Source organism: Mesorhizobium sp. ISC11, from assembly GCF_037162595.1.
GTDB classification, from domain to species: Bacteria; Pseudomonadota; Alphaproteobacteria; order Rhizobiales; family Rhizobiaceae; genus Mesorhizobium; species Mesorhizobium ciceri.
On sequence record NZ_JAVSPW010000001.1, the window covers coordinates 1243774 to 1257549 of the forward strand.

14 protein-coding genes and 3 tRNA genes are annotated in these 13776 nt (G+C 62.7%); 13 read left to right on the forward strand and 4 right to left on the reverse strand.

Annotation, left to right across the window (positions count from 1 at the left end; translation table 11 throughout):
* The first annotated feature begins 143 nt into the window (after positions 1–143).
* A complete protein-coding gene (locus tag RPF88_RS06270) occupies positions 144–503 on the forward strand; it encodes a hypothetical protein (protein WP_013531395.1) in 360 nt (119 codons plus the stop codon).
* On the opposite strand, the gene bhcR is transcribed toward RPF88_RS06270, so the two are convergent.
* Entirely contained in the window at positions 504–1325 is an 822-nt protein-coding gene (bhcR, locus tag RPF88_RS06275; RefSeq protein WP_337121985.1) for an HTH-type transcriptional regulator BhcR, read from the reverse strand.
* 214 nt (positions 1326–1539) lie between these two features.
* Between bhcR and gcl the strand changes: the two genes are divergently transcribed.
* The 3 genes from gcl to RPF88_RS06290 all read left to right on the forward strand — a co-directional run bounded on the left by gcl (position 1540) and on the right by RPF88_RS06290 (position 5220).
* Positions 1540–3321 carry a glyoxylate carboligase gene (gcl, locus tag RPF88_RS06280; protein ID WP_127367506.1) on the forward strand — a complete coding sequence of 594 codons (1782 nt, stop codon included), beginning with the start codon at positions 1540–1542 and terminating at the stop codon, positions 3319–3321.
* A 26-nt stretch (positions 3322–3347) separates the two neighbouring features.
* Entirely contained in the window at positions 3348–4145 is a 798-nt protein-coding gene (otnI, locus tag RPF88_RS06285; protein ID WP_127367507.1) for a hydroxypyruvate isomerase, read from the forward strand.
* A gap of 157 nt (positions 4146–4302) precedes the next feature.
* Positions 4303–5220: a 2-hydroxy-3-oxopropionate reductase gene (locus tag RPF88_RS06290; protein ID WP_127388540.1), complete on the forward strand. Its 918-nt coding sequence runs from the start codon at positions 4303–4305 to the stop codon at positions 5218–5220.
* Between the two features lie 106 nt (positions 5221–5326).
* Here RPF88_RS06290 and rlmB read toward each other — a convergent pair whose 3' ends face one another.
* On the reverse strand, positions 5327–6175 hold the full coding sequence (rlmB, locus tag RPF88_RS06295; protein ID WP_027163677.1) for a 23S rRNA (guanosine(2251)-2'-O)-methyltransferase RlmB: 849 nt from the start codon (positions 6173–6175) through the stop codon (positions 5327–5329).
* A gap of 198 nt (positions 6176–6373) precedes the next feature.
* On the opposite strand from rlmB, the gene RPF88_RS06300 reads away from it, so the two are divergent.
* Positions 6374–6458 (forward strand) — tRNA-Tyr (locus tag RPF88_RS06300).
* 89 nt (positions 6459–6547) lie between these two features.
* Positions 6548–6621: transfer RNA gene (locus RPF88_RS06305), tRNA-Gly, on the forward strand.
* 76 nt (positions 6622–6697) lie between these two features.
* Here the strand turns inward: RPF88_RS06305 and RPF88_RS06310 are convergent.
* Positions 6698–7162, reverse strand: coding sequence for a YidB family protein (locus RPF88_RS06310; RefSeq protein WP_013531401.1), 465 nt, complete (start codon positions 7160–7162; stop codon positions 6698–6700).
* A 132-nt stretch (positions 7163–7294) separates the two neighbouring features.
* On the opposite strand from RPF88_RS06310, the gene RPF88_RS06315 reads away from it, so the two are divergent.
* Positions 7295–7552, forward strand: a complete 258-nt coding sequence (locus RPF88_RS06315) for a GlsB/YeaQ/YmgE family stress response membrane protein (RefSeq protein ID WP_013531402.1) — start codon at positions 7295–7297, stop codon at positions 7550–7552.
* 132 nt (positions 7553–7684) lie between these two features.
* Here RPF88_RS06315 and RPF88_RS06320 read toward each other — a convergent pair whose 3' ends face one another.
* Positions 7685–8572 (reverse strand): DMT family transporter, encoded by an 888-nt coding sequence (locus RPF88_RS06320; RefSeq protein ID WP_224621949.1) that lies wholly within the window; start codon positions 8570–8572, stop codon positions 7685–7687.
* Positions 8573–8884: 312 nt separating this feature from the next.
* On the opposite strand from RPF88_RS06320, the gene tuf reads away from it, so the two are divergent.
* The 6 genes from tuf to secE all read left to right on the forward strand — a co-directional run bounded on the left by tuf (position 8885) and on the right by secE (position 13774).
* The gene (tuf, locus tag RPF88_RS06325) at positions 8885–10060 is read left to right on the forward strand and encodes an elongation factor Tu (RefSeq protein WP_013531404.1); all 1176 of its coding nucleotides are present in this window, start codon (positions 8885–8887) and stop codon (positions 10058–10060) included.
* A gap of 153 nt (positions 10061–10213) precedes the next feature.
* Positions 10214–11854, forward strand: coding sequence for a hypothetical protein (locus RPF88_RS06330; RefSeq protein ID WP_337121987.1), 1641 nt, complete (start codon positions 10214–10216; stop codon positions 11852–11854).
* A gap of 102 nt (positions 11855–11956) precedes the next feature.
* Complete coding sequence (locus RPF88_RS06335; RefSeq protein ID WP_275952955.1) at positions 11957–12439, forward strand: group II truncated hemoglobin; 483 nt, start codon at positions 11957–11959, stop codon at positions 12437–12439.
* Positions 12440–12468: 29 nt separating this feature from the next.
* Positions 12469–13020 (forward strand): putative glycolipid-binding domain-containing protein, encoded by a 552-nt coding sequence (locus tag RPF88_RS06340; RefSeq protein WP_337121988.1) that lies wholly within the window; start codon positions 12469–12471, stop codon positions 13018–13020.
* An 80-nt stretch (positions 13021–13100) separates the two neighbouring features.
* Positions 13101–13176: transfer RNA gene (locus RPF88_RS06345), tRNA-Trp, on the forward strand.
* Between the two features lie 394 nt (positions 13177–13570).
* Positions 13571–13774, forward strand: a complete 204-nt coding sequence (gene secE / locus RPF88_RS06350) for a preprotein translocase subunit SecE (protein WP_013531408.1) — start codon at positions 13571–13573, stop codon at positions 13772–13774.
* The last annotated feature ends 2 nt before the right edge of the window (positions 13775–13776 follow it).

Consider the following 13776-nt stretch of genomic DNA (forward strand, 5'->3'; position numbering starts at 1 on the left):
CTTCTGTTGTCTGGATGGTAGCGGTGCGTGCTCCATCGGCCGCTTCAGCGCAGAACTGAAGGGATTGGTCCGGCGACAGATCGGACAGTGTACAGAGATTTTCCGAGCGTCTATCCTGGACCGCGAAACGCGGGGAGAGACCCTTGGACGAGCAGGACCCCAGGGAAGACCTGGTCGAAACGGTTTTCCGCAACGGCACCGTCACCACCGTCGGCATCCTGCTGGCGTTTTCGCTGGGCTTCATCACCCATTGGGCCGCCAACCCGATCCCGTGGCAGACCTACCATCTTGTCGCCGTCCTGCCGATCTTGGCCGGCATTGCCTTGCAGATGCGGGCGCTCTCGCTGCTGCTCGACACGAAATGCCTGCAGCGGCGCATCTATGAACGCGCCAACCGCATCTTCATGGCCGGCCTGATATTCACCGCCTGCGGCGTCGGCATGGCCATCCTTCTCGATTTCTTCGATATCGCGACCAGGAGCGCGCTGCCCGGGGCGGGCTGATCAGCCGGCTCGCACGCCGCCGATCATCCTGGTCACCTCGGCTGCCGCATCGCGCACCAGCGGGCCGATCTCGGCCAGCCGCTCCGGCGTCACCCGCACCGTCGGTCCCGACACGGAAACGCCGCCGATCGGCTCGCCGAATTCGTTGAAGATGGCGGCTGCCACGCAACGCATGCCGGGGTGCCGCTCCTCGTCGTCGACCGACCAGCCGCGCTGCTTGATCCGCGCCAGATCGTGGGCAAGCGCCGAAATGTCGGACAGCGTCCTGTCGGTGAAGCGCTGCAGGCCTGCCTTGCGCAGCATGGTTCCGACGCGCTCCGGCTCGAGATGCGCCAGCACCGCCTTGCCGATGCCGGACGCATGGAAGGGGCTGCGCGTGCCCGGCCGGAAGAAGGCGCGGATCGCCTGATGCGTCTCGACCTGGCTGACGAAGACCACGCAATCGTCCTCGGCGACGCCGAGATTGGCGGTCTCGCCGGTTCTCTCCATCAGCTCCTGCATGACGACACGCGCGCGGTCGACCAGCTTGCGGCGGCGCAGGAAGGCCGCGCCCATACGGTAGGTCTCGACGCCGATCGACCACAGCTGGTTTGATGTGTCGAATTCGACCATTCCGTGGTTTTGCAGCGTCGTCAGCATGCGGTAGGCGGTGGAGGCGGCAAGCCCGCTCTGCGCCGATATCTCGCTCAGCGACAGGCCGCTGCCTTCCGCGACAATGGCCAGGATTCTCAGCGCCCGATCGAGCGACTGCACCGAACTGGCCTCCGAGGGCCCATTGAAAGCGCGCGGCCGGCCGCGCTGGCGTTTTTCCGTGGTTTCCATGGCGCCATTCTCGACCGATCTCGCCAAATGCACAATGAAAAAGTTTTTCACTAAAATCGCAGGCCGGATTCCTAGAAAACGGAAAATCCAATAAAATCAGCATATAGCCGTTGTTTTCTCTAAATGAAAAAATATTCTGAAAAAATTGAAAAATAGCCGGCGTGCTGGCATCCTCAGCCAATCCAACAATGACAAACCCGTGGAGGGCTGGAAAATGGCCAGGATGCGCGCTGTCGATGCCGCGGTTCTCGTTCTCGAAAAGGAAGGCATTTCCTGCGCTTTCGGCGTGCCGGGCGCGGCGATCAATCCGTTCTATTCGGCGCTGAAGGCGAGGGGAACGATCCGCCACGTGCTTGCCCGTCACGTCGAGGGCGCCTCGCACATGGCGGAAGGCTTTACCCGGGCCAAGGCAGGCAATATCGGCCTGTGCATCGGCACTTCGGGTCCGGCCGGCACCGACATGATCACCGGGCTCTATTCGGCCGCTGCGGATTCCATTCCGATCCTGTGCATCACCGGCCAGGCGCCGCGGGCGCGGCTGAACAAGGAGGATTTCCAGGCCGTCGACATATCAGCCATTGCCGCGCCGGTCGCCAAATGGGCGGTCACGGTCATGGAGCCCTATCTCGTCCCCATGGCGCTGCAGAAGGCCTTTCACCTGATGCGCTCGTCGCGGCCGGGTCCGGTGCTGATCGACCTGCCGGTCGACGTCCAGCTGGCCGAGATCGAATTCGACATCGATGCCTATGAGCCGTTGACGCCGTTCAAGCCGGCCATGACGCGCGCCCAGGCCGAAAAGGCGTTGACGATGCTCAACGCCGCCGAAAAGCCGCTGATCGTCGCCGGCGGCGGCATCATAAACGCCGATGCGTCGGACCTGCTGATCGAATTCGCGGAAATTTCAGGCGTGCCGGTCATCCCGACCTTGATGGGCTGGGGCGCGATCCCCGACGACCACCGGCTGATGGCCGGCATGTGCGGGCTGCAGACCTCGCACCGCTATGGCAATGCGACGATGCTGGAAGCCGATTTCGTCTTCGGCATCGGCAACCGCTGGGCCAACCGTCACACCGGCTCCGTCGATGTCTATACCAAGGGCAAAAAATTCATCCATGTCGACATCGAGCCGACGCAGATCGGCCGTGTCTTCGCGCCGGATCTCGGCGTCGTTTCGGATGCTGGTGCTGCGCTGAAGATGCTGCTCGACGTCGCCACCGAGTGGAAGACGGCAGGCAGACTGCGCGACTGGTCCGGCTGGGCGAAGGAATGCCAAGCTCGCAAGAAGACGATGAAGCGCAAGACGCATTTCGACCAGGTGCCGCTGAAGCCGCAGCGTGTCTATGAGGAGATGAACAAGGCGTTCGGCCGCGACGTCACCTACGTCACCACGATCGGCCTGTCGCAGATCGCCGGCGCGCAGTTCCTGCATGTCTACAAGCCGCGCAACTGGATCAATTGCGGCCAGGCCGGCCCGCTCGGCTGGACCTTGCCGGCTGCCCTTGGCGTGCGCGCCGCCGATCCCGACCGGACCATCGTGGCGCTGTCGGGCGACTATGATTTCCAGTTCATGATCGAGGAACTGGCGGTCGGCGCCCAGCACAAGCTGCCCTATCTCCATGTCGTGGTGAACAACGCCTATCTCGGCCTGATCCGCCAGGCGCAGCGGGGTTTCTCGATGGACTTTGAGGTCGACCTTGCCTTCGAGAACATCAACCGGGCAGGCGATCCCGAGGCCGGCTACGGCGTCGACCATGTTGCCGTCGCCGAGGCCATGGGCTGCAAGGCGGTCAGGGTGCGCAAGCCGGAAGAGTTCGCCGGTGCCTTCAAGGAGGCGCAGCGGTTGATGAAAGAACACCGGGTTCCGGTTGTCCTCGAATTCATCCTCGAACGCGTCACCAACATCTCGATGGGCACCGAGATCGACAAGATCACCGAATTCGAGGACCTTGCCGAGAGCCACGAAGATGCGCCGACGTCGATCGTCATGCTGGATTAGGCTTGGCGGAGAAAAGGAGAAAAAGAATGCCGCGTTTTTCAGCCAATCTTTCGATGCTCTTTGGCGAGCATGAGTTCCTCGACCGTTTCGATGCCGCCGCCCGCGCGGGGTTCAAGGGTGTCGAATATATCGGCCCCTATGACCATGCGCCCGATGCCGTCGCCGCCCGGCTGAAGAAGAACGGCCTGACCCAGGTGCTGTTCAACCTGCCGGCCGGCGACTGGGGCAAGGGCGAACGCGGCATTGCCGTGCTGCCGGACCGCGTGCCGGAATTCCGCCAGGGCATCGCCAAGGCGATCACCTACGCGCAGGCGCTCGGCTGCCAGCAGGTCAATTGCCTGGCCGGCATCGCGCCCGCCGGCGCCGACCGCAAGGTGCTGGAGGACGTCTTTGCCGAAAACCTCGCCTTCGCGGCGGAAAAGCTGGAGCAGGCCGGCATCAGGCTGCTGATCGAGCCGATCAACACGCGCGATATCCCGGGCTTCTTTCTCAACTATTCCGATCAGGCGCTGGCGCTTATCGACCGTGTCGGGTCGAAGAACCTGTTCCTGCAATACGACATCTATCACATGCAGATCATGGAGGGGGATCTCGCCCGTACCATCGAGGTAAACCTCGACCGCATCGCGCATATCCAGCTTGCGGACAATCCAGGCCGTCACGAGCCGGGGACGGGCGAGATCAATTTTCCCTTCCTGTACGAGCACATCGACCGCATCGGCTATTCGGGGTGGATCGGGGCGGAATACAAGCCGAAGGCCGGGACGGAGGCTGGGCTGGGGTGGTTTCAAGCATTAGCCGGGCAGGGAAGTGCTGCGGCCTAGCCAACGCCGCGCCCCCTCATCCGGCCCTTCGGGCCACCTTCTCCCGAGGGGAGAAGAGACAGGCACCAACGTCGGCTTCTCTTCTCCCCTCGGGGGAAGATGGCCGCGCTAGCGGCCGGATGAGGGGGCGTTTCACACAAGCAACTGGAGAACCAAAATGGAAACCATCGGCTTCATCGGCCTCGGCATCATGGGCGCACCGATGGCGGGGCACCTGTTGGACGCGGGCTACAGGGTCATAGCCAGCGACCATCGATCGAAATTCTCAGCCGATCTCGTCGCCAAGGGCCTAACGTCAGTCACCGGCCATGCTGCCGTGGCGAAGGCCGCCGACATCATCATTCTGATGGTGCCCGACACACCGCAGGTCGCCGATGTGCTGTTTAACGAGAACGGCGTCGCGTCCGGTCTGACCAAAGGCAAGCTGGTCATCGACATGAGCTCGATCTCACCGATCGAGACCAAGATTTTTGCCAGGAAAATCAACGATCTAGGCTGCGACTATCTCGACGCGCCGGTCTCGGGCGGCGAGGTTGGCGCCAAGGCGGCGTCGCTCACCATCATGGTCGGCGGCGAGGAGAAACCCTTCGAGCGCGCCAAGCCCGTGTTCGAGAAGATGGGCAAGAACATCACCCTGGTCGGGCCCAACGGCGTTGGCCAGACCACCAAGGTGGCCAACCAGATCGTCGTTGCGCTGACCATTGAAGCCGTCGCCGAAGCGCTTGTTTTTGCTTCGAAAGCCGGCGCGGATCCGGCCAAGGTCAGGCAGGCGCTGATGGGCGGGCTGGCGGCTTCGCGCATTCTGGAAGTGCATGGCGAGCGTATGGTCAAGCGCACCTTCGCCCCGGGTTTTCGGATCGAACTGCACCAGAAGGATCTGAACCTCGCGCTGGAGGGCGCGAAAGCGCTCGGCGTGTCGCTGCCCAACACGTCGACCACGCAGCAACTGTTCAACGCCTGCGCGGCCAATGGCGGCGCCAAGGAGGATCATTCGGCACTGGTCAGGGCGCTCGAGAGGATGGCCGATTTCGAGGTCGGCAGCGAGGCAGCCGGCACCCGGGGCAAAGCGGCATAGGTCAGGAGAGGGCGGCGCAACGTTCCCAAGCCGCCAACTCCTGGCCCATCGAAGAACGGGTTCCGACGTCTGTCGGGACCCGTTTCTCGTCGAGATGTTTTTTGGCTTAGCCGCGCTTCAAAAATGCCCGTGCCACGTAAAGGCTGATCGCCGCGGCATTCGATACGTTGAGCGAATGGATGGCGCCGGGCATGTCGAGCCGCGCCAGCGTGGTCACCGTCTCGCGGGTCTTCTGGCGCAGGCCTTTGCCTTCGGCGCCCAGCACCAGGGCGATCTTTTCTCCGGCAAAGCTCTTTTCGAGTTCGGCCGGCGCGTCCGAATCAAGTCCGATGGTGCGAAAGCCGGCCTCGTGCAGCTGGCCGAGCGCTTCGGCGAGGTTCTTCACCTCGATCTGGTCGATGTGCTCCAGCGCGCCGGAGGCGGATTTCGCCAGCACGCCCGATTCCTGCGGGCTGTGGCGGGCGGTGGTGATCAGCGCGCCGGCGCCGAAGGCGACCGCCGAGCGCAGGATGGCGCCGACATTGTGCGGGTCGGTGATCTGGTCGAGCACCAGCACCAGCTTCGCGTCACCAAGCGCATCGAGCCGCTTGGCTTTAAGCGGCTCGGCCTCGATCAGCACACCCTGATGCACGGCATCCGACCCTGTGATCTTGTCGATATCCCTGGGTTCGACCAGTTCCGTCTTGAAGGGCAGGGCGGCGAGATCGGCGATTTCGAGGCGCTCGGCCGCATTGCGCGTCACCAGCATCTTCCTGATCTTGCGGCGCGGATTGTCGAGTGCGGCGCGAACCGTGTGCAGGCCGTAGAGCCGCACCAGTCCGTCCGCGGCATTTTCGCCCGGCGGAACCGGCTGTCGAGGCCGGAACGCCGGCGCGCCGCCGCTTTTCTCGTCGCGATAGGCGCGGCGCAGCTTGGCGTAATGGGTGTCTTTGGGGGTGTTGGTTTTATCGCTCATGGCTGGCTTCTATAGCGGTGTCCTCCGGCCAAGGATATGGCCCGCCGTCACAGCCGGCGAACAACATCGAAAAACGCTGGCTGCGCGGTTGACACCCAATGGCCTTGCCGCCATAAGGCGCTGCGCTGGTTTCGGAGAACACATAACTCGGGTCCGGATCGGCGCGAATGCCTCGTTGCATGGCTCCGGCGGCAGACTGGAGAGGTGCCCGAGTGGTTAAAGGGGACGGACTGTAAATCCGTTAGCTTAGCTTACGTTGGTTCGAATCCAACCCTCTCCACCACTGCCGGCCCGGAAGCCCTGAAACGCGACAAGAATCGGACCGAAAAGTGCATGGCGCTTTTCGGATGAATCCGGTACTTCAGGTAAGGCGCGGGTATAGCTCAGTGGTAGAGCAGCAGCCTTCCAAGCTGAATATGCGGGTTCGATTCCCGCTACCCGCTCCAGACACTCATCCCATCACCGGCAAGCCGAAGCACTGCGCACGAAGCGCAGCGCTCCAATTGTCGTGGCTGCGCCGCGTCAGCTGTTGAACGCGGATGCGACCTGGTGCTGCTGCGGCACCTGGCCGTTCGGCGTCAGCTTGTCGACGATGCCGGGCAGGGCGGTGGACAGTTGCTTGAGCAGTTCCTGCTCGTCCAGTCCGGTCCGTTGCGCGATCTCGCGGATGATCTGCGGTCCGATCGCGGCGCCAAGATCGTTGGCGTTGATCGACTGGTTCTGGCCGGTTCCGACCCAGGAGTCCGCGGTGTTGCCGTGACCGGCGTCCCGGAGCTTTTCGAGCAGTCCGCCCAGGCCGCCCAGCAGGCCACCGTCGGCGGATGTGGTTTCCGTCGGGACGGGGGCGGTCGGAGCGGGCGCGGGAGACTGTTCCGGTTCTTCGGCACTTCTGCCGCTCAGCATCTTGCCGACCAGCAATGCGCCGAGTGCGATCATCAGAGGTTTGGTGATGTTGCCGCCGGGAACGGCGTTGTCAAAAAGTCCCATCGTGGATCCTCCATAGCGACCAAGGCCCGACCCCTCCTCAACAATGAAGCATTCGGGCGGAATTTCAAGCTGGCTTGAGGTTTTGACAATCATATGAAAATGTTCGGCTGGCGAGGGGATGGAGAGGAAAAAATGGGTATCATCAGCTGGATCATTCTCGGCGTGGTCGCCGGCTTCATAGGCAGCAAGATCGTCAACAAGACCGGCCAGGGTGTTATAATGGATATCGTGCTGGGCATCGTCGGCGCCATTGTCGGCGGGCTGATCTTCAGTGCCTTCGGCGCATCTGGCGTCACCGGTCTCAACATCTACAGCCTGATCGTTGCCGTCATCGGGGCGGTGGTTGTTCTGTGGGCCTACCATCAGTTCAGCGCAAGGCGGACGCTTTAGGCGCCTGCGGATCGTCTGAGGTTTCGAGTTTCTGAAGGCAAGGCCGGCTTCAGGCCGGTGTGCCCGGCTGTGGCTTGCCTATGGCATCGGGGCGGCGAAAACAAAGATCGGCGTTCCCGCAATGAAACGAGGCTAGGCGACGACGGCCAACCGGCGCTGGCGCTGATCCAGCGACACGATGGTCAGCCCGCTGCCGACGACCAGCAGGATGCCACAGATCGCCAGTGTGTTGGGGAATTGCCCGAACACCAGCAGGCCCGAAATGACCGCCCAGACGGTGAAGCAATAGTAGAACGGCGCCACGGCGCTGGTCGGTCCGACGCGATAGGCCATGAAGATGAAGAAGTGGCCGAAGATCAGGAAAAATCCAGCACCTGCCATCAGCAGCAGGTGATGCGCCCCGGGCATGACCCAGCGTTCGGAAACAAGATGCGCGGCGCCGGCGCCGATCAGCACCACCACGACGGCGGAAATCGCCACGATCATTCCCGGCACCTCGGCCGAGACCCGCCGGCCGGCTAGGTCGCGCGCCGCTGCAAGGGCTGCGTTGCCGAGCGCCAGCAGGGCATAGACCGAAATGCCTTGCATGGTCGGCTGCGCCACCATCAGCGCGCCGACGAAGCCGAGCCCGATCAGCGCCATGCGCCGGCCGCCGATCCGCTCGCCAAACAGGATCGAGGAGCCAACCAGCATCAAGAGCGGCGTGATCTGGCCGAGCGCGGTGGAATCGGCGATCTGCATGTTGGCGAGCGCGACCACATAGCAAAGGATCGCCGCCAGCTCGAGCACGTTCCGGCTCAGGACGCGCTTGTCGAAGATCAGCGGGATCTGCTTGCCGTAGCCCAGCGCGAACAGCAGCGGGAAGCCCCAGAGGGCCGCCGCGGCACCCCGCAGAAACAGCACCTCATAAGACGGCAGGCCCGCCGTCGCGAGCTTCATCATTGTATCGTTGACGAGATACGACCCCGTCGAGACGATCATAAACAGCGGGCCGCGGATAGAGGCAGGGATGAAATGCATCCGGCCACAAGATCAGAGGCGGATGGCGGCGGCAATGGTCCATGGCCTGGCCATGATTCAGACAGGGCCGGGCAAGCAAGCCGGCGCTTTCGCGGCCTCGATCGATCGGCCCGCTACCCCTTCATTTTGCCCGGAGCCTTCCTATATCAGCGCCACATCCCCGCAATCGGATCGATGGTTCGGACTGAGTGAGACGGCACCCGGCCAAAAGACGCTTGTGTTTTTTGGCCTTTGTCGCTAATCGCCCCGCATTCGACTGAACTGAAGGTCTTCGACCGAACTGAAGATCCGGGCCGTCCAAGGAAAGAGACAATGGCAAAAGGTAAATTCGAGCGTAACAAGCCTCACGTGAACATCGGCACGATTGGCCACGTCGACCATGGCAAGACGTCGCTGACGGCGGCGATCACCAAGTATTTTGGCGAATACAAGCGCTACGACCAGATCGACGCTGCCCCTGAAGAAAAGGCGCGCGGCATCACGATCTCGACAGCTCACGTCGAATACGAGACGGCCAACCGCCACTACGCTCACGTCGACTGCCCCGGCCACGCCGACTATGTGAAGAACATGATCACCGGCGCCGCGCAGATGGACGGCGCGATCCTGGTTGTGTCGGCTGCCGACGGCCCGATGCCGCAGACCCGCGAGCACATCCTGCTGGCCCGTCAGGTCGGCGTGCCGTCGATCGTGGTGTTCCTGAACAAGGTCGACCAGGTCGACGACGCCGAGCTGCTCGAACTGGTCGAGCTCGAGGTTCGCGAGCTTCTGACCAAGAACGAATTCCCCGGCGACGACATTCCGATCGTCAAGGGTTCGGCTCTGGCTGCTCTCGAAGACTCGGACAAGAAGATCGGTGAAGACGCGATCCGCGAGCTGATGGCTGCGGTCGATGCCTACATCCCGACGCCGGTCCGTCCGCTCGACAAGCCGTTCCTGATGCCGATCGAGGACGTGTTCTCGATCTCGGGCCGCGGCACGGTCGTGACCGGCCGCGTCGAGCGCGGCGTGGTCAAGGTCGGCGAGGAACTCGAGATCATCGGCATCCGTCCGACGACCAAGACGACCTGCACGGGCGTGGAAATGTTCCGCAAGCTGCTCGATCAGGGCCAGGCTGGCGACAACATCGGCGCGCTGCTGCGCGGCGTTGATCGTGAAGGTGTCGAGCGCGGCCAGGTTCTGGCCAAGCCGGGCACGGTGAAGCCGCACAAGAAGTTCGTGGCCGAAGCCTACATCCTGACCAAGGACGAAGGTGGCCGTCACACGCCGTTCTTCACCAACTACCGTCCGCAGTTCTACTTCCGCACGACCGACGTGACCGGCATCGTGTCGCTGCCGGAAGGCACCGAGATGGTGATGCCGGGCGACAACATCACGGTCGATGTCGAGCTGATCGTGCCGATCGCCATGGAAGAGAAGCTGCGCTTCGCTATCCGTGAAGGCGGCCGCACCGTCGGTGCCGGCATCGTCGTCACCATCAAGGAATAACCGAGCCCGGCATTCGCCGGATCGACAAGAAAGGGCGGTCTTCGGGCCGCCCTTTTTGTTTGCCGGGCTATCGGCTGCCGCCCCGTCGGCCGAAGCCTGTTGCAAGGCTCTGGACCTCGTCTAGTATAGGTTGCATCAAGGGGCTTTTTCCAAATGGTTCCAAGGCGGTATTTTCATCGTCGGGCATTGTGGCCGCTGGCTCTGACCTGGCTGATTGCGTTGCTTGCCACAGGCCCGGCAGCCTTCGCGGCGGATGCGGCGCCGGATCTTGGGCCGACGATGCGGTTCGGCATTGTCCGCAGCAACGCAGCGGGGTGCGAGCCGATCTGTCCGGAATGGATATCGGCCGAGGGCTCCATAGAAGCCGGAACTCCGGCGCTCTTCAAACGCATGCTGAAGACGCTTGGCGGGCGGAAACTGCCTGTTGTCGTGGATTCTCCCGGCGGCAATGTCGAGGCGGCGCTGACGCTTGGCCGGCTGATCCGCAAGAACAAGCTCGATATCGCCATCGGCAAGACGGTGTTTTCCAGCTGCCATCCCGACGCGAAGGGGTGCCAGGACCGTGACGCCCGCTACTTCGGCGATGTCATCGACTATGGCGCCATGTGCAATTCCGCCTGTCCTCTGATGTTTGCCGGCGGCATCAGGCGAGTGGCCGGCGAATGGGCCTATCTCGGGGTCCATCAGATCACCACGACCTACATCCGCACGAAATTGCAATACCGGACCACCTACCGGATCGTCGGGGGCAAGAAGAAGATCCTCAACACGAAGATCGTCAGCCGCAAGAACGCCGGCAGCTACAAGACCTACGAAATGAGCAAGTCGGTGGAGAAAAAGCTGGCGGCCTACCTGGATCAGATGGGCATCGAACAAAGCATGCTCGAAACGATGAAGGGCACCCCGGCCAGCGAAATCCACCAGATCGCCCTCGATGACATGCTGGCGATGAAGCTGGTCACCAGCACGGACGCCGTGGGCCTGTTGACCGCGGCGAGCCTGTGCGAACCCGGCCGCCTGGCCACGAATTGCCGGGAGGTGCCGGGGAACAAGCCTGATGGCCTGATGGCGACCGCGGCCAGGCCTACTCCGCCAGCGATCGAACCCGAGGCGGCGCGGCGCGATGAAGACATGCGCTTCGTTGTCGTTCGCGGCACCAATCCGCTCTGCAATCCAGACTGCCCGGAATGGATCTCGGCGGAAGGCGCGATCACCCCCCAGACCCCGCAGAAGCTGCGCCAGCTGCTCGCCACGCTCGGCAAACGGCAACTGCCTGTCGTGATCAGCTCGAAGGGAGGCGACCTGTTCAGTGCCCTGGCGGCGGGACGGCTTATCCATGAAAAGAAGCTCGACGTCGCCGTTGGCCGCACCGATTTTGTCGGCTGTGACCCAGGAGCGTGGAATTGCCTGGCCAAGGAGGGCGCCTATGCCGGGCTGAGCATCGATGCGGGCGTGAAGTGCGATTCGGCCTGCGCGTTCATGCTTGCCGGCGGCATCAGGCGGCTTGTCGGTCCCCAGGCGCGACTTAGCCTCTACCCGATGGGGCAAAAGCTGATGGTCAAGGCCTACCTGGAGGAGATGGCGATCAGTTCCGCCCTGTTCGCGGCGATCGAGCGGCGCTCGGTCGAGCGCCGGCTGGAACCCGACATGATGCTGAAGGTTGGCCTGACGACGAGCCTGCAATCGGTCGACGCGCTGACCGGCGCCACCATTTGCGAGGCGGTGCCAAGACCCGAGAATTGCCGGATCCGGCCTTCCGCCAATGCCGAGGCTGACGCGCCGGCCAAATTGTAGTGGGCGACGGAGCCCGAAACTGGCCATCGAGGCAGGTTGAGCCGCTTTCGATTTTTCCGCTATCGTCGCTGCTGGCGGCTTCAGGCAAGCGGAGGATCGAGAATGGGCCAGGATATCCCGACACTCTACGAATGGGCCGGCGGCAGCGAGGCCTTGAACCGGCTCACCCAGACCTTCTATGACAAGGTGGCGCAGGACCCGATCGTCGGGCCGGTGTTCAAGACCATGTCGCCGGATCACCCCGCCCATGTCGCGGCCTTCATCGGCGAGGTTTTCGGCGGACCGAAGACCTACAGCGAGCAGTTCGGCGGCCACCGCAAGATGGTCATGCACCATCTGGGCAAGCATCTGAGCGAAGAGCAGCGCCGCCGCTGGATCAGCCTCCTGGCCGATGCCGCCGACGCGGTCGGCCTGCCTGACGATCCGGAATTCCGTTCGGCCTTCATGGGCTATGTCGAATGGGGATCGCGCCTGGCCAAGATGAACTCCAATCTCGGCGAAACCTGCGATCCGCAGACGGAACCGATGCCGGCCTGGGGCTGGGGTGTGCCGGGCGGCCCCTATCAGCCACCGGGTACAAACTAGCGTCCAGTCGCCATGGAGGTGTTGGGCTGATGCCGGAAGATGTGAAGATCATACGTTGGCGCGAGTGGGACGGACCGGGTCTCGAACATTTGGTGCTGCAGGAGCGGGCAGGGGAGGTCTCGGCCGACTCTGTCGCAGTCTGCTCCGGGCAAACGCCTTTTGCCGTCCGTTACCGCATCGTTTGCGATGTCGGCTGGCACGCCAGGCGTGTCGTTGTCGATATGATCGGTAGCGGCCGCATGCTTGTTCTTTCCGCCGATGGCGATGGTCGCTGGACCAGGGACGGCCTGCCGATGCCGGAGCTCGACGGCATTTTCGATCCCGACCTGACCATCACGCCGTTCACCAACACGCTGCCGATCCGGCGATTGCAACTTTCCGCCGGGCAGAGTGCCGAGATAACCACTGCCTTCATCGACTTCCCCGCCCTCACGGTCGTCGCCAACCCGCAGCGCTACACATGCCTCGAAGAGGGCAGGCGATATCTCTATGAATCGCGCGCCAGCGACTTCAGGCGGGAACTTGAAATCGACCGCAACGCGCTGGTTGTCGACTATCCCGATTTCTGGCGCAGAGGTTAAGGCGTGTTTGCTTGCAAACCGCTCTTTACAGAGCGTGCGGAAGCTTTTAGGAAGCGCCTGCTGCGCCGACATGCGCACGTACGGGCATAGCTCAGTTGGTAGAGCGGCGGTCTCCAAAACCGCAGGTCGTAGGTTCGAGCCCTGCTGCCCGTGCCATTCCCTGAATGGCATTCAACCCAAAGTCTCGCCGTTTCGGAATGGCGTTCAAAACGATATTTCCATGGTCCGGCCTTTGAAAATCGGCGACCCGCTTGCCATATAGGGTCGATTGGGGCATAAGAGCGCCATAGCCGGGACGGAACGACTGGATGGTTCCGAGGCGGTGTTTGGTCATAAAGCGGAGACTTGCCACTTGCGTGGATCAAGAATCGGTTTTATGTAGACGAAACAGACACGCGACGCGTGGAGCTGGGAAACCGGCTTTACGCGTCTGATTTGCATGGGCGAAATGATTGCGCTGATTCGGCGCGAAATTCGCTCAGGCGGCACGTCCCGGCCAGCGGGATCATCCAGGAGACCCGGCCAACGGGTCTTGAAGACAGAGCGGCATATGGCTTCGAAAACCACAAATCCTTTCGTCTTTCTCCAGCAGGTTCGTGCGGAGACCGCCAAGGTGACTTGGCCGTCGCGGCGCGAAACGATGATCTCGACGGTGATGGTTCTGGCCTTCGCAGTGATCGCGATGATCTTTTTCTTCACCGCTGATCAGCTCATGGGCCTCGCGGTCGAACAGATTCTGGGCATCGGACGCTAAGT